Origin of the sequence: Bifidobacterium criceti, assembly GCF_002286935.1 — a bacterium.
In the GTDB taxonomy this organism is placed as follows: Bacteria; Actinomycetota; Actinomycetes; order Actinomycetales; family Bifidobacteriaceae; genus Bifidobacterium; species Bifidobacterium criceti.
Genome location: NZ_MVOH01000005.1, coordinates 1 through 20,729 on the forward strand (window position 1 = coordinate 1; position 20,729 = coordinate 20,729).

Here is a 20,729-nt window from a genome sequence, read left to right on the forward strand (position 1 = left end):
CCAGATTTGCGCGCAGGCTTTGAGGATGCCTTTCATGCCGTCGCATACGAGCACGTCGGGCGGGGCGAGCTGTGCGAACAGCGCCTTGTAGGCGGCCGTGCTCTCCCGGGCGCACCACTGCCAGGCGAGCACCTCGCCGTCCTCGCCGTCGACCGCCGCCAGCAGGCACCAGCCGTTCATGTAGGTGCCGTCGGCCATGACCGTGCGATGCACCACACCGTCGGGTTCGATGCGCGGCTTGAGCCGCCAGCACCAGTCCACGCGTTTGCGGAAGTTGCGCGCGCTCTCCGTGCGTTTGCGTTGGGGCGCGGCCTCGAGCAGCCAGTCCAGGAACTGCGCCAGCTGGGTGCGGCGCCGTTTGGTGTTGTTCCTGGTGCCGGCGGTCAGCCTGCACCCATCGCACTGCCAACGCTGCCGGCCCATGCGGTCGTGCCCGTTCTTGCGCATCGGCGACTGGCAGACCGGGCATTTCTTCGCTTGCTTCGAACGTGTCCTCATGACACACATTGCACACGAAACCACACAAGCAGATACCCGTGCGCATCTGCAACGGGGCGACACGCCTACTGGCGAAAAGGCAAACCAGACTCTAAATCAATAACTTTAGTTCCTATATGCCCCAATCAGGGATGCAAAGGTTTGCAAAGATGATGCATCAATGTGGGGCACGCCTTGGCGTACGCTGGATGGGTTCGCCGCGTCCATGTGAGGCCGCGGGGACCTGAGAGAGTATAGAGCATAAGAAATAAGGACATCCCTCGTGGAATACTCATTGTTCACCAAGTTGGCGGCCGAATTCGTAGGAACCGCCGTACTCATGATCTTCGGCAACGGCGCGGTCGCCAACGTCGAACTGAAGAACACGAAAGGCCACAACGCAGGCTGGATCAACATCGCGATGGGCTACGGCTTCGGCGTCATGTTCCCGGTCCTCATGTTCGGCGGCGTATCCGGCGCGCACATCAACCCGGCGATGACGCTCGCACAGGCCGTCAACGGCATGTTCCCATGGAACCAGGTGCTGCCGTACATCTGCGCGCAGGTTCTCGGCGCGGCCGCCGGCCAGCTCATCGTCTACATCTGCTACTACCCGCATTACAAGGAGACGGAGAGCGCGGAGGCGATCCTCGGTACCTTCTGCACGACCGACGCCTACGCGACACGGCGCAACTACTTCATCAACGAATTCGTCGGCACGATGCTCCTCGTCCTCGGCGCATTGTGCTGCCTCGAACTGCAGTGGGGCAGGACGAACTATGCGGCCGCGTCGATCGTCGTCGGCTTCATCGTCTGGGGCCTTGTCTGCTCGCTCGGCGGTCCGACCGGCCCTGGCCTCAACCCTGCGCGTGACCTCATGCCGCGACTGCTCCACCAGATCCTGCCGATCCCGCACAAGGGCTCGTCGCGCTGGAACGAGGCGTGGATCCCCGTCGTCGCGCCGATCCTCGGCGGCATGCTCGGTTGCTGGCTCTTCAACGTGCTGTTCGCGATCTGAACCCCTCCGCGCACGCGCGGAACATGGCTCAAACAAGCGGCCCGTGGTCCTTCCACGGGCCGCTTGCCGATGGTTGCGGGCACATCCGGTACATCGTTGCTATAGTGGTGGCAGATTCGCGCCGCGCGCACCGCTCGAGTGGTGCAGCGGGGACGGTCTCGCGCAGTTGTTGTACGAACGAACGGATCGGTCATGGGTAGTGCGGACATGAACAGGACCTCTCGTCGGCGCCGACGGAAGGCGACGCAACGTCGTTTCATCATCCGCCGCATCATCGCGGCGGGCGCGGCCGTACTGCTCGTCGTCGGCGTCGCCGTGAGTACGGCCGCCTCGATCGGCCACATCACCGCGCCACAGGACAGTGCGGAGGCGACAGCCAACATCGATTTCACGAAGGCGTTGCATATGGCGCTCGCGAACAGCGGCGCCGAGGAGACGGCACCATCCGAACCGAACGATGACGGAAACGATACGAAAGACGCCGCCCAACGGGAACTCGACGCGCTCGGTGCGCCGATCGACGACGCCGAACGCGCGCGCATCTACGACGAAGCAAAGAAAACGGCCGAAGGCAGCGGGCAACAGCCGACGAAAATGACGTACTGCATCGCGACGAACGGCGACGTCGGCGACACGTCGGCGTTCGCGGACACGGTCGACCGTGTCCTCAACAATCCGAAGGGATGGCCACGCGCGGGCGTCACGTTCGCACAAGCCGAAAGTGGCTGCGATGTGACGGTCACACTCGCGGCGCCCGAGAAACTGCCGACCTATTCGACGTATTGTTCGACCGAATACAGCTGCCGTGTCGGCAGCGACGTCATCATCAACAGGAAACGGTGGGACGGCGCCGTCGACCATTGGTTCGAACACGGCGGCACGCTCGCGACGTACCGGACGATGGTCATCAACCACGAGGTCGGGCACGCGCTCGGGCACATCGACAACGAACAGGCGTGCGGCGGCGAAGGGCGGCCGGCGCCGCTCATGCAGGAACAATCGATGTTCCTCAACGGGTGCACGATCAACCCGTGGCCGCTCGACAGCGAACTGTGGACGACGTTCTACGGTGCGCCCGTATGATGGCACGGTGATGGCGGCGGACGCCGTGCATATCCGAGGAACGGTCGAAGGAGGGCGGCGATGAGTGGACGGTTCGCGCCGACACCGTCGGGGCGCATGCATCTCGGCAACGCGTACGCGATGCTCGCGGCGTGGCTTTCCGCGCACCAACGCGGCGAGGATGTGCGACTGCGCATCGAGGACATCGATGTGCCGCGCATCATGCGCGGCGCCGACGCATGGATCCGTGAGGACCTCGCATGGCTCGGCCTGTCATGGTCGGGCGACGTCGTGCGCCAATCGCAGCGCACCACGGTATACGACGACGTCTTCGCCGTGTTGCGCGACGCGGGGCTCGTCTACCCGTGCTTCTGCTCGCGCGCCGAGATACGCGCCGCGTCGGCGCCGCAGGAGGGGGACCGGTTCATCGTCTATCCCGGCACATGCAGACGTCTGCACGATGACGATCCCGAGGAGGCGGCCGCACGCGTGCGTGCAGGCGAGCGCCACTCGTGGCGCCTCGCCGTGCCCGCCGCGCACGCGCGCGACGGAATCGTCCTGTTCGACGACCGCGTCTACGGCGCGCAACGGTACGACCTCGGTGGAGACATAGGCGACATCGTCATCCGTCGTTCCGACGGACTCTACGCGTACCAATTCGTCGTCACGCTCGACGATCTGCTCATGGACATCGACGACATCGTACGCGGACGCGACCTGCTGCGTTCGACGGCGCTCCAGATCTGGCTGCGCGGACGACTGCTCGCACACGGCGTCGGCGGTGCGCGCGCGGTGCGGTGGGCGCCCGCGGACACGCCTGATTATGCGCATCTGCCACTCCTCGACAACGCCACGGGTGTGCGTCTTGCGAAACGTGAGCGTTCGCTCGACCTCGGCGCGTTGCGCGCGCAAGGTGTGCGCGCCGACGCCGTCATCGGCTATTGTGCTTGGGCACTTGGGCTCATCGACACACCGGAACCGATGGGTGTGCGCGACGCGCTCGCGGTCTTCGATTGGCGGCGTGTGCGCGCACGCCGCGGCCGCGATGTGCGCGTGCCCGACGACGTCGTGCGCGAGCTGCTCGCGATGTGAGTATACGGTCAGCCGCGGCGCGCGCGGTGGGGACGTGAAGATGGTGTGGGAACGTGCGCGGACATCCACGGGCATCGTGGGGGATTCGCGCACGATTGCGGTACAGTAATGGGTACGGCGCGCCCGTGGGACGATGAGGAAAGGGTTCCATGGCTGCCGCGATGGGAAACGAGTGATGGGAACGTCATGACAGCGTATATGGATTACAAGGACCTTGCGAACGAGACGATCGACGATGCGCGCGCACAGCGGATCGCCGATGGCGTGCACCGTGTGCTTGACCGCATCGCGCGCGCGGAGTATGAGGCCGGACGCGACGAGGGGTCGGTCACGTTGCTCGCGGCGACGAAGACGCGTGATGTCGGCGAGATCATGGCCGCGATCGACGCCGGCGTGCATATGATCGGCGAGAACAGGCCCCAGGAGATCACCGTGAAGATTGACGGACTGCGGTATGCGTGTGGCGAACGTGGCATCGTCCTCGGCGCGAGCGACGTCGAGACCGTCGAAAGCCCCGACCTGACCGACGACCCGGAAGCGATCGACCGGCTGCCGGTGCATCTCATCGGCCAATTGCAGAGCAACAAAATCAACAAGGTGCTGCCGGACGTCAATACGATCGAATCGGTCGATTCACTTGAGCTCGCACACAAAATCGGACGGCGCGCGGCCGCGCGCGGTGCGGACGTCGGCGTGCTCCTCGAAGTCAACGAATCGGGGGAGGCGTCGAAATCGGGATGCGATCCGGACGCCGCATATGACCTCGCGCTCGAGATCGCGCAGATCGACGGCATCGCATTGCAGGGATTCATGACGGTCGGCGCGCACGTCGACGACGAAGCCGCCATACGCCGCGGTTTCGCACATCTGCGCGCACTGCGCGACCGGGTGCGCGACTCGCACGCCGAAGGCACCGCGCGCTGCGACGACCTGTCGATGGGCATGAGCGGGGATATGGAATACGCGATCGCCGAAGGTGCGACGATCGTGCGCATCGGTACGGCGATCTTCGGCGAACGCGACTTCAAGTGAGCGCGGCGCGCGTCACACCGCGCGTTGTACACTGTGCGGTATGAGACTTGCACGGTTTTCGAAGGATGACACGCCCCAGTACGCTTTTGTGCAGACTGACGAGGCGGATGACAAGGATTATCTCGTCGTACTTGAGGGGTACCCGTTCGGCGGCAACGTGAGGCCGACAGGGGAACGCATCCCGCTCGACGCGGACGGTGTGCGGCTGCTGTCGCCCGTCATCCCGTCGAAGGTGTACGGGTTGGCGAAGAACTACGAAGCGCACGCGAACTACATGTATGAGCAGGGACAGTCGACGGTGCGTCACGCACCCGAGGATATGGTCATCTTCATGAAACCGTCGACGTCGGTCATCGGTCCGGACGATCCGATCGTGTATCCGGCGTGCTCGGACGATATGAACTTCGAACCGGAGGTCGCGGTCGTCATCGGACGCATCGCGAAACATGTCGGCGTCGACGAGGCGATGGACTACGTCCTCGGGTTCACGTGCGTCAATGATGTGACATTGCGCGACCTGCAGCAGTCCGATCCGATGTGGACGCGCGCGAAGGGCTTCGACACGTCGTGTCCGCTCGGTCCGTGGATCGTGACGCGCGACGACTTCCATTGGCGCGACGCGGCGATCTCGTTCACGCTCAACGGCGAACCCGTCGAACGCGCGAGCGGCACGACGGCGAACCTGATCCATTCGATTCCTGAGCAGATCGCGTTCATCTCGAGTTTCTCGACGCTGCTGCCGGGCGACGTCATCCTCACCGGTACACCGGACGCGTCCGGGAGTCTCAAGCCGGGCGACGAGGCGGTCGTGCATGTCGATGGCATCGGTGACCTGCGCAATGTCGTCGTACGTGGATGATGCACTGTTGTGCGTCGGTGACGGCATCGCCTAGCGCATCGCGCTGGAAAAAGACAAAACGAAGGCTGTCCGCTGAAAGCGGGCAGCCTTCGCCCGTTTCGGCGTGAGAATGGCAGTGAATGGTTCGTCGACAGCGTGGACGTCATCGATAATCAAAACTTGAGTGAAGATAACTCAAGTTTTGGGAATATGTGATGGGCAGCGTCGGTTGACAATATCAGACAAATGAAGCCGTGGACTCACACGGACCGTGCCCGACCGCACGGACGCGCCCACGTGCAGCAATGGAGGATGATATGGAACAAAAGTTTACGACAATGGCCCAAGAGGCGCTCGGTGACGCGATCCAGAGCGCTTCCGCGGCCGGCAATCCGCAGGTCGAGCCGCTGCACCTGCTTGACGCGCTGCTGCGTCAGGAACACGGCGTCGTGCGTGGCCTCGTCGAGGCGTGCGGTGGCAACGTCCAGACGATCGGAGCGGCCGTGCGCAACGCGCTCGTCGCATTGCCGAGCGCGTCCGGTTCGTCGACGACGCAGGCGCAGGCGAGCCGCCAGCTGACGGCCGCGATCGCGAAGGCAGAAAGCGCGATGAAGGAGATGGGCGACGAGTACGTCTCGACCGAGCATCTGCTCCTCGGCATCGCCGAGGCGACGCCGAACGACGCCGCGAAGATCCTGGACGCGAACGGCGTGTCCGCGGACAAGATCCGCGAGCAGATCCCCGGCATCCGCGGCGGCGCGAAGGTGACGAGCCCGGACGCCGAAGCCTCGTACAAGGCGCTCGAGAAATACTCGACCGATCTGACGGCGCGCGCGAAGGAAGGCAAGCTCGATCCGGTCATCGGCCGCGATCAGGAGATCCGCCGCGTCATCCAGATCCTGAGCCGCCGCACGAAGAACAACCCGGTGCTCATCGGCGAGCCGGGCGTCGGCAAGACGGCCGTCGTCGAAGGCCTCGCGGAGCGCATCGTCGCGGGCGACGTGCCGAGCACGTTGCAGAACAAGCGCCTGATCAGCCTCGATCTGGGGTCGATGGTCGCCGGTTCGAAGTACCGCGGCGAATTCGAGGAACGCCTCAAGAGCGTGCTCGACGAGATCAAGCAGTCGGACGGGCAGATCATCACGTTCATCGACGAGATCCACACCGTCGTCGGCGCAGGCTCGGCAGAAGGCTCGATGGACGCGGGCAACATGCTCAAGCCGATGCTCGCGCGTGGCGAACTGCGTCTCATCGGCGCGACGACGCTCGACGAATACCGCGAGAACATCGAGAAGGACCCGGCGCTCGAACGCCGCTTCCAGCAGGTGTTCGTCGGCGAACCTTCCGTCGAGGACACGATCGCGATCCTGCGCGGCCTCAAACAGCGTTACGAGGCGCACCACAAGGTCACGATCGGCGATGACGCGCTCGTCGCCGCAGCGACGCTCTCGAACCGCTACATCACCGGACGCCAGCTGCCGGACAAGGCGATCGACCTCGTCGACGAAGCGGCCGCGCATCTGCGCATGGAACTCGATTCGCAGCCTGAGGAGATCGACGAGCTGCAGCGCAAGGTCACGCGCCTCGAAATGGAGGAGATGCAGCTCAAGAAGGCCGAGGACCCGGCGTCGAAGGAACGGCTCATGAAGCTGCAGTCCGAACTCGCCGACAGCCGCGAGAAGTTGCATGGCCTCAAGGCCCGTTGGGATGCCGAGAAGGCGGACCGCAACAAGGTCGGCGACCTGCGTGCGAAGCTCGACGAGAAGCGCGTCGAAGCCGACAAGGCGACGCGTGCGGGCGACCTCGCGCAGGCGAGCCGCATCCTCTACGGCGAGATCCCGCAGATCCAGAAGGAGCTCGCGACCGCCGAGACGGCTGACGAGCAGGCCTCGGAATACGCGCACAAGGAAGACCCGATGGTCCCGGACCATGTGGACGCCGATTCGATCGCCGGCATCATCTCCGAATGGACCGGCATCCCGGTCGGCCGCCTCATGCAAGGCGAGAACGAGAAGCTGCTCCATATGGAGGAGTACCTCAACGAACGCGTCATCGGCCAGCCCGAAGCCGTCGAAGCGGTCTCCGACGCGGTGCGCCGCTCGCGCGCCGGCATCTCGGACCCGAACCGCCCGACCGGATCGTTCCTGTTCATGGGCCCGACGGGCGTCGGCAAGACCGAGCTCGCGAAGGCACTCGCCGAATTCCTGTTCGACGACGAGAAGGCGATGGTCCGCATCGACATGAGCGAATACATGGAGAAGTCGTCCGTGTCGCGCCTCATCGGCGCCGCCCCGGGCTATGTCGGATACGAGGAGGGCGGCCAGCTCACCGAGGCCGTGCGCCGTCGCCCGTATTCGGTTGTCCTGTTCGACGAGGTCGAGAAGGCGAACCGTGAGGTCTTCGACATCCTGCTGCAGGTGCTCGACGACGGACGCCTGACCGACGGCCAGGGACGCACCGTGGACTTCAAGAACACGATCCTCATCATGACGTCCAACCTCGGCTCCCAGTTCCTCGTCAACCCCGACCTGAGCGAACAGGAGAAGAAGGACGCCGTCATGAACGCCGTCCACACGCAGTTCCGCCCCGAGTTCATCAACCGTCTCGACGACCTCGTGATCTTCCATCCGCTGAGCCGTCAGGAACTCGGCAAGATCGTCGACCTGCAGGTCAAGCAGGTCGCGTCGCGCCTGACCGACCGCCGCATCACGCTCGACGTGACCGAGGCGGCGCGCGAATGGCTCGCGGACACCGGTTACGACCCGGCGTATGGTGCGCGTCCGTTGCGCCGCCTTGTGCAGACCGAGGTCGGCGACCAGCTTGCGCGCATGCTGCTCGCGGGCAAGGTGCACGATGGCGAGACGGTGCTCGTCGACCACACCGGCGGCGACCACCTTGAGCTTTCCGTGCATCACACCAATCCGATGGACGGCGACGACAATCCGCTCGACACGGAGGTCACGGTCGGCTCCGGCGACACGTCGAAGTGAAGGACACCTCGACGTTGATGGACACGTCGAAGTGACCGTTGATCCGGCCCGGTGACGCACCGGGCCACCTACGATGAGGCCGGCGCCGGCACCCGATATGCTCAAGGGTGCCGGCGCCGGCCTCATCGTATTGTGGGAGCCGGTTGCCGCGGACGCTCAGCGGTCGATATGCGCGGCCTCAAGGCGCCACGCGTTGATGAGCACGCACAGCGACGAAAGGAACATCGCGATGCCGGCGAGGCTCGGATCGAGCGTCCACTTCGTGAAGGGGTAAAGGACGCCGGCCGCGATCGGGATGCCGATGATGTTGAACACGAACGCCCAGATGAGGTTCTCCTGGATGTTGCGCACCATCGATTTCGACAGGCGCATGAGGCGCGCGACGCATGCGCCGCCGTCGAGATCGGTCATGACGTCCGCATGTTCGACCGCACGCGCATCCTCGAGGTCCTTCGTCACGACGACGGCGATGTCGGCGGCGTTGCGCACGGTGACGTCCTCGGTGCCGTCGCCGACGAACACAAGGACGGACGAGTGGCCGTCGACGCCATGGTGTGCGCGGCGTTCGTCGATGTCCTGCACCGCCTTCGCGGGATCGGACGTGTCGATTGTGCTGACGCTCAGCCCACGGTCGAGCAACGTGCCGATCGTGCCATGCGCGCGGTCGGACGCCGCGTCTGAGAACACGACGACGTGCGTGTCCTTCGCCTGCTGGAGCGCGCTCGTCGTGAGGATGCGCATCCGGTTGCGGCGCGCGCATTCGATCGCGAACGACGCCGCGAGCGGCGCCGCCCAGCCGAGCGCGACGGGGCATGCGATGATGAGCACGCCGATCGCCATGAGCAGTGCGCGCGCAAATGCCGGCTGCGCGCCGAAGATGAGCCACGCGACGAAGGTCCATACGGCGATGAGGAAGACGACCGGCACGAAGACGCGCGATATCGTATCGACCTTCGTCTGCAGCGGGAACGCGGCGCGCCGCGGCAGCCAACGGTCGCTCATGAGGCGCGCGAGCAGCACGAGCGTGATGATGACGCCCGTGACCTGGAAATAGACGTCGTGCAGCGCGGCGGGGAGCACGTCTTGCGCGAAGCAGACGAGGAGGCTGTAGACATACGCGGCGATCGAACCTACGGAGGCGAGCGAGTTCATGTTCGGCACACGGCGGCGGATCGCCGACCAGCCGTCGATGTGAATCGGATAGCCGCTGTAGAACATGACGGGTGTGATGATGATCGCCTGGAGCCACGGCGCGGTGAGCCAGTCCGGGATGAGCGACGGGTGCATCGTATGCAGCAGTTGGGGGACGACGACGGCAAGCGTGAGTATGGCGGCGACAAGGACCTGCACGGTGAGGAGCCGCACGCTCGCCGCGTTGTCGGAACGGCGCGTGCGCAACGTGTCGCCCGCGTGGACGGGCTCATGTTCGCCTTGGTCGCGGAACGCGGTGCGGCGCGTGAATTCGACTTTCGCCTCGGCGCCGAAGAAGAACCGGATCGTGATGAATGTGATCAGGAGCGCCATGACGACGCATATCACGGCGATGAACAGATTGAGTCCCATACAGTCGCTCCCTATGAGCTTTCCTCGCGCCGCCGACCGTCCGGCGGCGCCCACCCGTTTCGACACCACCACTGTACGCGAGGGGGTGGCGGCGGCGTCATCGCGCCGTCCGCGATAGGCGAATGGGCGGCCGTGCGCCCCGGCTACGCCGCCGATTTGACGGGGCGCACGGCTACGCTTGCACACATGAGTGAAGAAGCCCCCGAGTTCCGCAAGACCGTCCCCACACCGCGCGCCGCCGATCAGGGCGCCACGCCCGATGAGGCCGCGTTCGCGCTCATGGAGCCGCGCGACCAGCTCAAGACGCTGTTGCGCGCGCATATGGCGGACCGTCCGTTCTCCGAACTGTCACCGGTCACGTTCGACCACCGTGGCGCGTCGCTCATCGGGCACATCATGCTCGATACGCTTGAGGAGCAGGGGTATTCGATCGATGATTTCGACGCCGTCGGCGCGCTCACGGCGGCCGCCGTGCCGATCGTCTGCTCGCTCATGCACGCCGCGGCGTCGCGTGGCGAGGCACTCGACGGCTTCGTCATGGATTTCGTGTATCCGGCGACGAAAGGGCCCTCGATACGCGGCAAACGCGTCATCCTCGTCGACGCTTGGCTTTCCGAGAAATCGTATGTGCAGACGTCGTCGCTCGTCACGTTGCGCAACGGCAACGAACTGAGCCTTGATTTCGGCATCGTCGACGCACAGGGTGCGACAGTCGTCGCGATCGCGTCGCTCATCGGCGGCGTCGACATCGAGGAACCGACGGTGCGTGTCATCGACCCCGTCGACGACACGGCGACCGACGTGCCGTTCATCGAGACCTTCCACGAATCCGAACTGCATTGAGCGGCGTACGATCAGGGGAGACGTACCGATGCATGAACCGAACCCGATAGACGTCGCCGCGAAGGCATCCGGCGAACCGGAGTTCCGTGAAGTGGGCGTCGGACCTTGGAACGAAACCCATCCGGGGACCCCACGTCCAGACGACCCGGAGCACCAGGCCTTCGACGCGCGTTTCGACACGGCGCTCCTCGACGAAGGCGACCGCCGCAATGTCCTCGACCGCTACCGCTACTGGAGTGTCGATGCGATCAGGGACGACCTCGACGCGCGCGGACGTCATCCGTTCGAAGTCGCAATCGAAAACTGGACCCATGATTTCAACATCGGTTCGATCGTGCGCACGGCGAACGCGTTCACAGCGAACCGCGTCCATATCGTCGGACCACACAAATGGAACCGCAAAGGCGCGTTGATGACCGAGCTGTACCAGCACGTCGTCCATGAACCATCGATCCGGATGTGCATCGGTGGCTGGCGCGACGGCATCGCGCGCGAACGCCGCGACGCCGAACGGCGGATCGCGGCGATCACGGACGACGCGCGCAGTGGGCGCATCGACGCGGACGATGCGCAGCGTGCGCTGCTGTACGCGCGGCGCGACATGCGCGTCGCCGAGGATGCGAAAGTCATCGCGATGGACATCATCGACGGCGCCGTGCCGATCGAGACCTACCGGTTCCCCGAACGCTGCCTACTGCTGTTCGGCGCGGAAGGTCCGGGATTGTCGCAGACGGCGCTCGACCTCGCCGACGACGTCGTCTACATCAGCCAATTCGGCTCGGTGCGTTCGATCAACGCGGGTGCCGCCGCGGCCGTCGCGATGCATGCGTGGATCGCGCAACACGCGGCCGTGCGGCCGATGTGATCCGCGGACGGTACGGGGATACGGCAGGCCATGTCGTGGACGCCGCGCCGCCCGCGCCGAAAGCGCCTGCTACCGTGTGACGCATGATGGAATTCCATGACGTCAGCAAGTCCTTCGGTGCAAGGACCGTGCTCGACGACATCAGCTTCACGGCGCATGACGGGTGTGTGACCGGCTTCGTAGGCCCCAACGGCGCGGGCAAATCGACGACGATGCGCATCCTGCTCGGCCTTGTCGCGCCGACGTCGGGCACCGCGCTCGTAGACGGCGTCCCCTATGCGAAGCACCCGGCGCCGATGGCGAGCGTCGGTGCCGTGCTCGACGCGCGGCGCGCGCCGAGGAACCGCACGGCGTACACGTATCTCACAACGCTCGCCTACACGAACAACATCCCGAAGCGCCGTGTCGACGAAGTCCTCAACCTCACCGGCCTGGCGAGCGTGCGCGCGACGAAGGCCGGGCGTTTCTCACTCGGCATGAGCCAGCGTCTCGCGATCGCCGCGGCGATGCTCGGCGAACCGAAGAACCTCGTGCTCGACGAACCGGTCAACGGCCTTGATGCGGAAGGCGTCAAATGGGTGCGCGACCTGTGCCGCAACAGCGCCGCGCAGGGACGCGCCGTGCTGCTCAGCTCGCATCTGATGAACGAGGTCGCGCTCACGGCGGACGCGCTTGTCATCATCGGCGACGGCCGCATCCTCCGGCAGACGACGGTCGCCGATTTCGTCGCCGAGCATTCACGGCCGACGATTTCGGTCGTGACGCCGGATGCGACGAAACTGCACGCGATGTTCTCACACTCGCCGGGCGTGCGTGTCACCGAGACGGCGCTCGCGGACGGGTATCCGGACGATGCTCGCGCGTTCGTCGTCGAGGGTGCCGACCTCGCGGCCGTCGCACGCGGATGTGCCGCGAACGGAATCGTGATGTACCGTTTCGCGCGTGAGCGGGTCTCGCTCGAGCAGGCGTACATGGAGCTCACGCATGCGCATGCGCGGTATGTCTCGGCGCCCGTCGGGCCGCCGGCGTCCGGCATGCAAGCGGATATGCGACAGCAGGCGGCGCGGATGGATGGAGGTGCTCGATGAGTTCGACGATGATGGGCGATGGGCGCACGACGGCGCGTGGGACGGCCATGAGACTGACGTTCGGGGGTGCCGTGCGCGCCGAATGGCGCAAGATGTGGAGTGCGACGTCCACATATGTGCTCGCCGTGCTCACGATCGCGTTCCTCGCCGTCAACAGCCTCATGATGGGGTGGATGGTATCGATGATGGCCGAGGGCGACATGCCTGTCGGCGACGAGGACATCTGGACGTCGGCGAGCTCGGGCGCATCGAATGTGCTTGTCATCATCGGCATCCTCGGTGTCATGGCGCTCACGAGCGAATTCAGCTCGTCGTCGATCGTCTCGTCGTTCACGGTGAATCCGCGCCGAGCGATGTTCATGCACGCGAAGGCGCTCGTCGTCGGCGCGGTCGCGTTCCTTGCGGCGTTCGCCGGTGTGTGCGTCGCATGGGGATGCGCCGCGCTCATCGTCGGCCCACATGTGACGACCGGCGCGGATGCGATGCCCGCCGCAATGCCGGCCGTCACATTGCTCGGCCTGCCGCTCGCGATGGCCGTCGGCGCCGTGCTCGCGATGGGTATGGGCGCGATATGCCGTTCGACGGTCGGCGGCGTGTTGTGCGTCATCGTCCTGTTCACGATCGTGCCGTCGGTCCTGCAGATGGCGCAGTTGCTCGGGCGCCGATACGTGTGGATCACATCGGTCAACAACTGCCTTCCGGCGAATGCGCTCACGGCGTTCGTCGGCGCCGGCGCGAGCACGTTCTCGAACGACGTCGCCTCGACGCTCCTCATCGGTGGCGCGAAGCCCTTCCAGCCGTCATGGGGCGTCGCCGGCGCGATCTTCGCGCTGTGGGCTGCCGTCATCTACGCGGTCGGCGTACTGCTCATGTCCCGTCGCGACGTGAAGTGACGCCCGTGTCCATTTGCGTGGACGCCTCGTCACATTTGGTTCGTATAGTGGAAACCATGCCAACATTCACACGTGAAGAAATTATCCATTTGGGCGACCTCGCCCGAATCGCGCTCACCGACGAGGAAATAACCCGTATGCAGAGCGAGCTCAACGTCATCGCGGAATCGATCAACTCCGTCCAGGAGGTCGCGACCGACGACGTCGTCCCGACGGCCAACCCGGTCCCGCTCGAGGCCTATCTGCGTCCCGACGTCCCGGTCAAACCGCTCGACCAGGCCGAAGTGCTCGCGGCGGCACCCGCGACCGAGGACGGCATGTTCGTCGCGCCGCAGATTCTGGGGGAGGAGTGACATGACCGACACCAACGAACTCGTCAAGCTGTCCGCATACGACATGGCGCGCAAGCTGCGCGACAAGGAGGTCACGAGCCGTGACCTCGTCGCCGCCGAGCTCGACGTCATCGACGCCGCCGAGCCGACGATCAAGGCGTTCCTCAAGGTCGCCGGTGAAAGCGCGCTCGAGCAGGCCGACGCCTACGACAACCTGTCCGACGAGGAGAAGGCCGAGCTGCCCGAGCTCGCCGGTGTCCCGATCGCGATCAAGGACATGATCGTGACGAAGGGCATCGAGACGACCGCCGCATCGCGCATCCTCGAAGGCTGGGTGCCGCCGTACGATGCGACCGTCATCGAGAAGCTCAAGGCGGCCCATATGCCGATCCTCGGCAAGACGAACCTCGACGAATTCGCGCAGGGCTCGTCGACCGAGCATTCGGCGTTCCAGCGCACGTCGAACCCGTGGGATGTCGAACGTGTCCCCGGCGGCTCGGGCGGCGGCTCGGCCGCGGCCGTGAGCGCGTTCGAGGCCCCGATCGCGCTCGGCACCGACACCGGTGGCTCGATCCGCCAGCCGGGCGCGCTCACCGGCACCATCGGCGTCAAGCCGACGTACGGCGGCGTCTCCCGTTTCGGCGCGATCGCGATGGCGTCGTCGCTTGACCAGATTGGCCCCGTCTCGCGCACCGTCCTCGACTCCGCGTTGCTGCAGGAGATTATCGGTGGCCATGACAAGCGCGACTCGACGTCGATTCCCGAAGGGCCGCGCCCGATGGTCGCCGCCGCGCGTGACGGCCTCGACAACCGCGACCTCAAGGGCATGAAGGTCGGCCTCGTCAAGGAGCTCAACGGCGACGGTTTCCAGCCGGGCGTCGAGGCGCGCTTCAATGAGGCCGTCAAGCGCCTCGAGGACATGGGCGCCGAAGTCGTCGAGGTCTCGTGCCCGCACTTCAAATACGCGCTCGGCGCGTACTACATCATCATGCCGTCCGAAGTGAGCTCGAACCTCGCCCGCTACGACGGCATGCGTTACGGCCTGCGCGTCATGCCGCCGGAGGATGTGCCGCAGACGGCCGCGAACATGATGTCCTACACGCGTGAGGCGGGGTTCGGCGACGAGGTCAAGCGCCGCATCATCCTCGGCACGTATGCACTGTCCGCCGGCTACTACGACGCGTGGTACGGTTCGGCACAGAAGGTGCGCACGCTCATCATCGACGATTTCCGCAAGGCCTTCGAACAGGCCGATGTCCTCGTCTCCCCGACGAGCCCGTCGACGGCGTTCCGCTTCGGTGAGAAGATGGACGACCCGCTCGCGATGTACATGAACGACATCGCGACGATTCCAGCGAACCTCGCCGGCGTGCCGGCGATGAGCATCCCGGCGGGCCTGTCCGACGACGGCCTGCCGGTCGGCTTCCAGTTCATCGCGCCACAGCAGCGCGACGAAGTGATGTACAAGCCGGCCGCGGCGCTCGAAGCGGCGCTCGAGGAAAGCTGGGGCGCCCCGATCTGGAGTTCGCTCAAGACGCCGTGGCTCGATGGACTGAACAAGTGAAGGTGGCAGGAAAGTAATTATGGCTGAACAACTCATGAAGTATTCCGAGGCCGTCAAGAAGTTCGATCCGGTCATCGGCCTCGAGACGCACGTCGAACTCAGCACGAACACGAAACTGTTCTGCCCGGCCCCGATCTCGTTCGGCGCCGAGCCGAACACCGAGCTCACGCCGGTGAGTCTCGGCCTGCCTGGCTCGCTCCCTGTCATCAACGCGGCCGCGGTTGATTACGCGATCAAGCTCGGCCTCGCGCTGCATTGCCAGATCAACGAGTGGAGCCAGTTCGCGCGCAAGAACTACTTCTATCCGGATATGCCGCGCGACTACCAGATCTCGCAGTACGACAAGCCGACGAACGGCGAAGGCTACCTCGACGTCGAACTCGAGGACGGCACCGTGTTCCGTGTGCCGATCGAACGCGCGCACATCGAGGATGACGCCGGCAAGAACACGCACGTCGGCGGCGCCGACGGACGCATCGAGGGCGCCGACCATTCGCTCGTCGACTACAACCGCGCGGGCGTGCCGCTCATCGAGATCGTCACGAAGCCGATCGAAGGCGCAGGCGACCGTGCACCGGAGATCGCGGGCGCCTACATGCGTGCGATCCGCGACATCGTGCGCGCGCTCAACATCTCGCATGCCCGCATGGAGCAGGGCAACATGCGCGCCGACGTCAACGTCTCGCTGCGTCGCGACCCCGCCGACCCCTTCGGCACGCGTTCCGAGACGAAGAACGTCAACTCGTTCCGCGGCATCGAACGTACGATCCAGTACGAGATCCGCCGTCAGGCGGCGATCCTCGACAAGGGCGGCGAGATCCTGCAGGAGACGCGCCATTGGGATGAGGCATCGCAGTCGACCGCGGGCGGCCGTGTGAAGTCGGACGCCGACGATTACCGCTACTTCCCCGATCCGGACCTCGTCATGCTCCACATCACGCCCGAGCATGTCGAGGAGATCCGCAAGGTCATGCCGGAGATGCCGCGCGAGCGCCGCAACCGCCTCAAGGGCGAATGGAAGTTCTCCGACACCGAGATGCGCGACGTCATCAACGCCGACGCGCTCGACCTCATCGAGGAGACCGTCAAACTCGGCGCGACGCCGGCGGGCGCGAAGAAGTGGTGGCTCGGCGAGCTCTCCCGTGAGGCGAACGCGAAGGGCATGAGTCTCGAGGAACTGCCGATCGACGCACAGGCGGTCGCCGACGTCGAACGCCTCATCGCAGACGGCAAGCTCAACGACAAGCTCGCGAAGCAGACGGTGAGCCTCGTGCTCGCCGGCGAGGGTACGCCGGAGCAGATCGTGGAGGCCCACGGCTTCAAGGTCGTCTCCGATGACGGCGCGTTGCAGGCGGCCGTCCAAGAGGCGCTTGACGCGAACCCGGACGTCGTCGAGAAGCTCAAGGGCGGCAACATGAAGCCTATGGGCGCGATCATCGGCGCCGTCATGCGTGCGACGAAGGGTCAGGCCGACGCGAAGGCCGTCACGAAGATCGTCCTTGAGAAAATCAAGGGCTGATCCACGTCCACGTCTTCCCAACGGCATCCCGGGGCGGGGCGCGGCATTTGAACCGCACCCCGCCCCGCGTGTATTCCGGCACCCATGTCCGGGCCGGCAGTGGCCTGTGCCACGTGTGCATCTGGACATCGGGGCGCGAAGGACATGGGCGTACACTACAATGGCAAGACCGGAGATGAGGGATTGCTCCGGGAGCCAATCAAAGGAATGATATGACGCACAGTGACGAACGCAGCGAAGAGGAGAGGGAGCGGCCACGCGTATTGCCCACGCGCATCACGATACCCGACATCCTGGGGGAGATGGTGTATCTGCGGCCGGCCACATCGGAGGACCTGCCGCTTATGGATCGCCTTGACGCATATGTGAACGCGTCTGGCATAACCGGCAAGGACCGTGTCGCGGAACGCGCTGCCGTGCACGCATGGGTGCGCCGGTCGGAGGCATGGGCAGACGGCACCGATGTCGGCAGTGGCATCGACGACCCGGAGCGCCGACGCACGATCGCATGGGCGTTGATGACGACGCCGGACGACCATGACGACGAGCCGGTCAACGCGCACAACGCGACCGAGTTCCTCGGCATGATCTTCCTCATCGATATAGACGGCTGGGCGCGTTCGGCGCGCATCCAGGTCGTGCTCGGCAAGGATTTCCGCGGCCGCGGCTATTCGCGTGACGCGATGCCTCGCGTCATGACGTATGGTTTCGCCGAACAGCCGGAGGGACTCGGGCTCCACCGGATATGGGTCGCTGTACCCGAGAAGAACACACGCACGTTCTCCGTGTACCAGTCGCTCGGCTTCGTGCCGTCCGGCACGTCGCGCGACGCGCTGTGGGACAACCGCCTCGGCAAATATCAGGACCTCAACGTGCTCGACACGCTCGTCGATGAATTCGATCCGGTGCGTGCGATGGACGCGTTCGGCATGCACGTCATCACGACGAACCCGGGCATGGAGAAGGCGCTCTCGCTGCACGAGCATTCGATGGCGATCAAGAAGCAGCAGCTGCGCGAAGCCGGGCTCATGAAGGACATCGACGACGAGCGCAAGCGCACGGCCGAGGCCGCCGTACAGCAGCATGCGCGCACGGAGCGAGCACCGTCGGTCGGTGAGACGATGCGCGCCGACGCCGAACGGCTCGCCGGTGAGACGCTCGATGCCGAGAACGCGTGGCCGTACAACAGTTCGGAGCGCAACACGTCGAAGAAGGCGTGGTGGCGCACGCTCGGACGTGACCGCAACCGCCGTGGCACGACCGCGGATGACGACAAATGACCGGACGAACGACAAGGAGACGGACCGAACGACCATGAGCGCCGAAGACCTCGACAACTATGAAACCGACGCCGAACTGGCGTTGTACAAGGAATACCGCGACGTCATCAAACTGTTCACCTACGTCGTCGAGACGGAACGCAGGTTCTATCTCGCGAACAAAGTGGACTTCAACGTCCGTTCGGCGGGGCAGGACGTCTACTTCGACGTGCAGCTCTCCGACGCATGGGTGTGGGACGTGTACCGTTCGAACCGTTTCGTCAAGAACGTGCGCATCGTGACGTTCAAGGATGTCAACGTCGAAGAGGTGCAGAAGAGCGACATCGACATCCCCGACGGCATCTGACGGCACATTTGTCCGATGCCTGGTTGTGCCGCGCGCTCATGTGTCCGAGACACAGGGAGATGGTAAGGGAAGCCCGGAACACCGAGGATGGACATGGGGGCCGTTAGACTGGCTGGAGATGCCATCATCATGGCTTGTGCGCTGTCCTGTGACAGGATACGTCATACGAATGATTCAGAGATGACTTTCATCATCAACCAGTGTTGAAGGAGAACGCGAACGTGTCTGACAAGGAAACCGTAGTGATCATCGGCGGCGGCCCCGCCGGTCTCACAGCCGCCTGGGAACTCATCAAGGACGGCGGCGCGGACAAATACGATGTAACGGTCCTCGAGGAATCGCAGGAATTCGGCGGCATCGCGCGCACCGTCAAGCATGACGGCAACCGTATGGACATCGGCGGCCACCGCTTTTTCTCGAAGGACGAGCGCATCATGCGCTGGTGGGAGGATACGCTTCCGCTGCAGGGCGCGCCGTCATACGACGACAAAAAGCTCGGCCGCACGCATGACCTCGAGCCCGGCGGCCCCGATCCGGAGAAGACGGACAAGGTCATGCTCAAGCGCCACCGTGTTTCGCGCATCTTCTGGAACAAGCACTTCTTCGACTATCCGATTTCGCTTTCGATGAACACGCTCAAGGCGATGGGCCCGAAGCTCACCGTCGTCGCAGGATGCTCATACCTCAAATCGGTCTTCCACAAGCTCCCGGAGGACAATCTCGAGAACTTCTACATCAACCGTTTCGGCCGCAAGCTCTATTCGATGTTCTTCGAAGGCTATACCGAGAAGCTGTGGGGCCGCCATCCGTCGGTCATCTCGGCCGATTGGGGCTCGCAGCGAGTCAAGGGTCTGAGCATCATGGGCGTGCTCAAGAACGCGTTCCAGAAGGTGCTGCCGAAGAAGCGCAACGCCGAAGAGGTCGAGACGTCGCTCATCGAGGAGTTCTGGTATCCGAAGCTCGGACCGGGGCAGCTGTGGGAGACGGTCGCGAAGAACGCCGAGGACGCGGGCGTGACGATCATCAAAGGCGCGAAGGTCGTCGAACTCAACGAACGCGACGGCGCGATCGCATCGCTCGTGTATGAGGACGAGCACGGCGTGCGCACGACGCTCGAAGCGGACGATTTCATCTCGTCGATGCCGATCAAGGACCTCGTTGAAGCGATCGACAACGGCGCGAAGCCTGCGCCGAAGGACATCGTCCGCGTCGCCGAAGGCCTGCCGTACCGCGACTTCGTGACGGTCGGCCTCCTCGTCAAGCACCTCAAGCTCAAGAACACGACCGATATCCCGACGCTCGGCAACCCGCCGATCGTGCCGGATTGCTGGATCTATGTGCAGGACCCGGGATACAAGGTCGGCCGCCTGCAGATCTTCAACAACTGGAGCCCGTACCTCGTCAAGGACGTCGACGACACCGTCTGGATCGGTCTCGAATATTTCTGCGAGGAAGGCGACGACTTCTGGAACATGACCGATGACGAGGCGACGCGCTTCGCGATAAGCGAGCTCACGCGCATGGGCGTCATCAACGGGACGCACGAAGTGCTCGACTCGCACCGTGAACGTGTCAAGAAGGCGTATCCCGCGTATTTCGACACGTATGACGAGATGCCGTCCGTGATCGACTACCTCGATTCCTTCGGCAACCTGTACTGCGTTGGACGCAACGGGCAGCACCGCTACAACAACATGGACCATTCGATGGCGACGGCGATCGAGGCGGTCGGCAACATCAAGACCGGCAAAGCCTCGAAGGAGAACATCTGGTCGGTCAACACCGACAAGTCCTACCACGAAGCCAAATGACGCCGCCGCGATGGGCGGCCCCGCACACGCGGGGCCGCCCATCGCGTTTCCATACGCCGATGCCGACGGCAGGCATGCCGTGACGCGCTGCTCGTCGTGCGTTGCGGTTATTGTGT

18 protein-coding genes are annotated in these 20,729 nt (G+C 64.6%); 16 read left to right on the forward strand and 2 right to left on the reverse strand.

Translation table 11 applies throughout. The features are described from left to right. On the reverse strand, positions 1 to 498 hold a 498-nt coding region (locus tag B1526_RS01415), incomplete at its 3' end, for an IS1 family transposase (protein ID WP_133088399.1). A 262-nt stretch (positions 499 to 760) separates the two neighbouring features. On the opposite strand from B1526_RS01415, the gene B1526_RS01420 reads away from it, so the two are divergent. The 6 genes from B1526_RS01420 to clpB all read left to right on the forward strand — a co-directional run bounded on the left by B1526_RS01420 (position 761) and on the right by clpB (position 8,509). Next, positions 761 to 1,495: an MIP/aquaporin family protein gene (locus B1526_RS01420; protein ID WP_095614358.1), complete on the forward strand. Its 735-nt coding sequence runs from the start codon at positions 761 to 763 to the stop codon at positions 1,493 to 1,495. A gap of 192 nt (positions 1,496 to 1,687) precedes the next feature. Further along, a complete protein-coding gene (locus B1526_RS01425; protein WP_095614359.1) occupies positions 1,688 to 2,578 on the forward strand; it encodes a DUF3152 domain-containing protein in 891 nt (296 codons plus the stop codon). Positions 2,579 to 2,638: 60 nt separating this feature from the next. After that, positions 2,639 to 3,649 (forward strand): tRNA glutamyl-Q(34) synthetase GluQRS, encoded by a 1,011-nt coding sequence (gluQRS, locus tag B1526_RS01430; RefSeq protein WP_095614360.1) that lies wholly within the window; start codon positions 2,639 to 2,641, stop codon positions 3,647 to 3,649. Positions 3,650 to 3,835: 186 nt separating this feature from the next. Further along, entirely contained in the window at positions 3,836 to 4,681 is an 846-nt protein-coding gene (locus tag B1526_RS01435; RefSeq protein ID WP_095614361.1) for a YggS family pyridoxal phosphate-dependent enzyme, read from the forward strand. 40 nt (positions 4,682 to 4,721) lie between these two features. Continuing rightward, a complete protein-coding gene (locus tag B1526_RS01440) occupies positions 4,722 to 5,540 on the forward strand; it encodes a fumarylacetoacetate hydrolase family protein (RefSeq protein ID WP_095614362.1) in 819 nt (272 codons plus the stop codon). Positions 5,541 to 5,836: 296 nt separating this feature from the next. Then, positions 5,837 to 8,509 (forward strand): ATP-dependent chaperone ClpB, encoded by a 2,673-nt coding sequence (gene clpB / locus B1526_RS01445; protein ID WP_095614363.1) that lies wholly within the window; start codon positions 5,837 to 5,839, stop codon positions 8,507 to 8,509. A gap of 156 nt (positions 8,510 to 8,665) precedes the next feature. On the opposite strand, the gene B1526_RS09385 is transcribed toward clpB, so the two are convergent. Further along, entirely contained in the window at positions 8,666 to 10,072 is a 1,407-nt protein-coding gene (locus B1526_RS09385; protein WP_095614364.1) for a P-type ATPase, read from the reverse strand. A 186-nt stretch (positions 10,073 to 10,258) separates the two neighbouring features. Here B1526_RS09385 and B1526_RS01455 point away from each other — a divergent pair, with 186 nt between their 5' ends. The 10 genes from B1526_RS01455 to B1526_RS01500 all read left to right on the forward strand — a co-directional run bounded on the left by B1526_RS01455 (position 10,259) and on the right by B1526_RS01500 (position 20,613). After that, on the forward strand, positions 10,259 to 10,915 hold the full coding sequence (locus tag B1526_RS01455) for a type I phosphoribosyltransferase (protein ID WP_095614408.1): 657 nt from the start codon (positions 10,259 to 10,261) through the stop codon (positions 10,913 to 10,915). 28 nt (positions 10,916 to 10,943) lie between these two features. Beyond that, the gene (locus B1526_RS01460) at positions 10,944 to 11,780 is read left to right on the forward strand and encodes a TrmH family RNA methyltransferase (RefSeq protein ID WP_095614365.1); all 837 of its coding nucleotides are present in this window, start codon (positions 10,944 to 10,946) and stop codon (positions 11,778 to 11,780) included. Positions 11,781 to 11,863: 83 nt separating this feature from the next. After that, the gene (locus B1526_RS01465) at positions 11,864 to 12,868 is read left to right on the forward strand and encodes an ABC transporter ATP-binding protein (protein WP_095614366.1); all 1,005 of its coding nucleotides are present in this window, start codon (positions 11,864 to 11,866) and stop codon (positions 12,866 to 12,868) included. Further along, on the forward strand, positions 12,865 to 13,761 hold the full coding sequence (locus B1526_RS01470; RefSeq protein ID WP_235606978.1) for an ABC transporter permease: 897 nt from the start codon (positions 12,865 to 12,867) through the stop codon (positions 13,759 to 13,761). Before B1526_RS01465 ends, B1526_RS01470 begins: the two co-directional genes overlap by 4 nt. Positions 13,762 to 13,817: 56 nt before the next feature. Beyond that, positions 13,818 to 14,114: an Asp-tRNA(Asn)/Glu-tRNA(Gln) amidotransferase subunit GatC gene (gene gatC, locus B1526_RS01475; protein WP_095614367.1), complete on the forward strand. Its 297-nt coding sequence runs from the start codon at positions 13,818 to 13,820 to the stop codon at positions 14,112 to 14,114. Between the two features lies 1 nt (position 14,115). Beyond that, positions 14,116 to 15,657 carry an Asp-tRNA(Asn)/Glu-tRNA(Gln) amidotransferase subunit GatA gene (gene gatA, locus B1526_RS01480; RefSeq protein ID WP_095614368.1) on the forward strand — a complete coding sequence of 514 codons (1,542 nt, stop codon included), beginning with the start codon at positions 14,116 to 14,118 and terminating at the stop codon, positions 15,655 to 15,657. A 19-nt stretch (positions 15,658 to 15,676) separates the two neighbouring features. Continuing rightward, entirely contained in the window at positions 15,677 to 17,176 is a 1,500-nt protein-coding gene (gene gatB, locus B1526_RS01485; protein WP_095614369.1) for an Asp-tRNA(Asn)/Glu-tRNA(Gln) amidotransferase subunit GatB, read from the forward strand. A gap of 212 nt (positions 17,177 to 17,388) precedes the next feature. After that, on the forward strand, positions 17,389 to 18,456 hold the full coding sequence (locus B1526_RS01490; protein WP_095614370.1) for a GNAT family N-acetyltransferase: 1,068 nt from the start codon (positions 17,389 to 17,391) through the stop codon (positions 18,454 to 18,456). A 34-nt stretch (positions 18,457 to 18,490) separates the two neighbouring features. Next, positions 18,491 to 18,802 carry a DUF2469 domain-containing protein gene (locus B1526_RS01495; RefSeq protein WP_026645432.1) on the forward strand — a complete coding sequence of 104 codons (312 nt, stop codon included), beginning with the start codon at positions 18,491 to 18,493 and terminating at the stop codon, positions 18,800 to 18,802. A gap of 221 nt (positions 18,803 to 19,023) precedes the next feature. Next, the gene (locus tag B1526_RS01500) at positions 19,024 to 20,613 is read left to right on the forward strand and encodes an NAD(P)/FAD-dependent oxidoreductase (RefSeq protein WP_095614410.1); all 1,590 of its coding nucleotides are present in this window, start codon (positions 19,024 to 19,026) and stop codon (positions 20,611 to 20,613) included. The last annotated feature ends 116 nt before the right edge of the window (positions 20,614 to 20,729 follow it).

Excerpts from the sequence above, each read along its gene's own strand:
- B1526_RS01435 (WP_095614361.1), top strand. The coding sequence starts at position 3,836 with ATGACAGCGTATATGGATTACAAGGACCTTGCGAACGAGACGATCGAC.
- B1526_RS01495 (WP_026645432.1), top strand. The coding sequence starts at position 18,491 with ATGAGCGCCGAAGACCTCGACAACTATGAAACCGACGCCGAACTGGCG.
- gluQRS (WP_095614360.1), top strand. The coding sequence starts at position 2,639 with ATGAGTGGACGGTTCGCGCCGACACCGTCGGGGCGCATGCATCTCGGC.
- B1526_RS01460 (WP_095614365.1), top strand. The coding sequence starts at position 10,944 with ATGCATGAACCGAACCCGATAGACGTCGCCGCGAAGGCATCCGGCGAA.
- B1526_RS01425 (WP_095614359.1), top strand. The coding sequence starts at position 1,688 with ATGGGTAGTGCGGACATGAACAGGACCTCTCGTCGGCGCCGACGGAAG.
- gatB (WP_095614369.1), top strand. The coding sequence starts at position 15,677 with ATGGCTGAACAACTCATGAAGTATTCCGAGGCCGTCAAGAAGTTCGAT.
- B1526_RS01440 (WP_095614362.1), top strand. The coding sequence starts at position 4,722 with ATGAGACTTGCACGGTTTTCGAAGGATGACACGCCCCAGTACGCTTTT.
- B1526_RS01455 (WP_095614408.1), top strand. The coding sequence starts at position 10,259 with ATGAGTGAAGAAGCCCCCGAGTTCCGCAAGACCGTCCCCACACCGCGC.
- B1526_RS01465 (WP_095614366.1), top strand. The coding sequence starts at position 11,864 with ATGATGGAATTCCATGACGTCAGCAAGTCCTTCGGTGCAAGGACCGTG.
- clpB (WP_095614363.1), top strand. The coding sequence starts at position 5,837 with ATGGAACAAAAGTTTACGACAATGGCCCAAGAGGCGCTCGGTGACGCG.
- gatA (WP_095614368.1), top strand. The coding sequence starts at position 14,116 with ATGACCGACACCAACGAACTCGTCAAGCTGTCCGCATACGACATGGCG.
- B1526_RS01490 (WP_095614370.1), top strand. The coding sequence starts at position 17,389 with ATGACGCACAGTGACGAACGCAGCGAAGAGGAGAGGGAGCGGCCACGC.
- B1526_RS09385 (WP_095614364.1), bottom strand. The coding sequence starts at position 10,072 with ATGGGACTCAATCTGTTCATCGCCGTGATATGCGTCGTCATGGCGCTC.
- B1526_RS01470 (WP_235606978.1), top strand. The coding sequence starts at position 12,865 with ATGAGTTCGACGATGATGGGCGATGGGCGCACGACGGCGCGTGGGACG.
- gatC (WP_095614367.1), top strand. The coding sequence starts at position 13,818 with ATGCCAACATTCACACGTGAAGAAATTATCCATTTGGGCGACCTCGCC.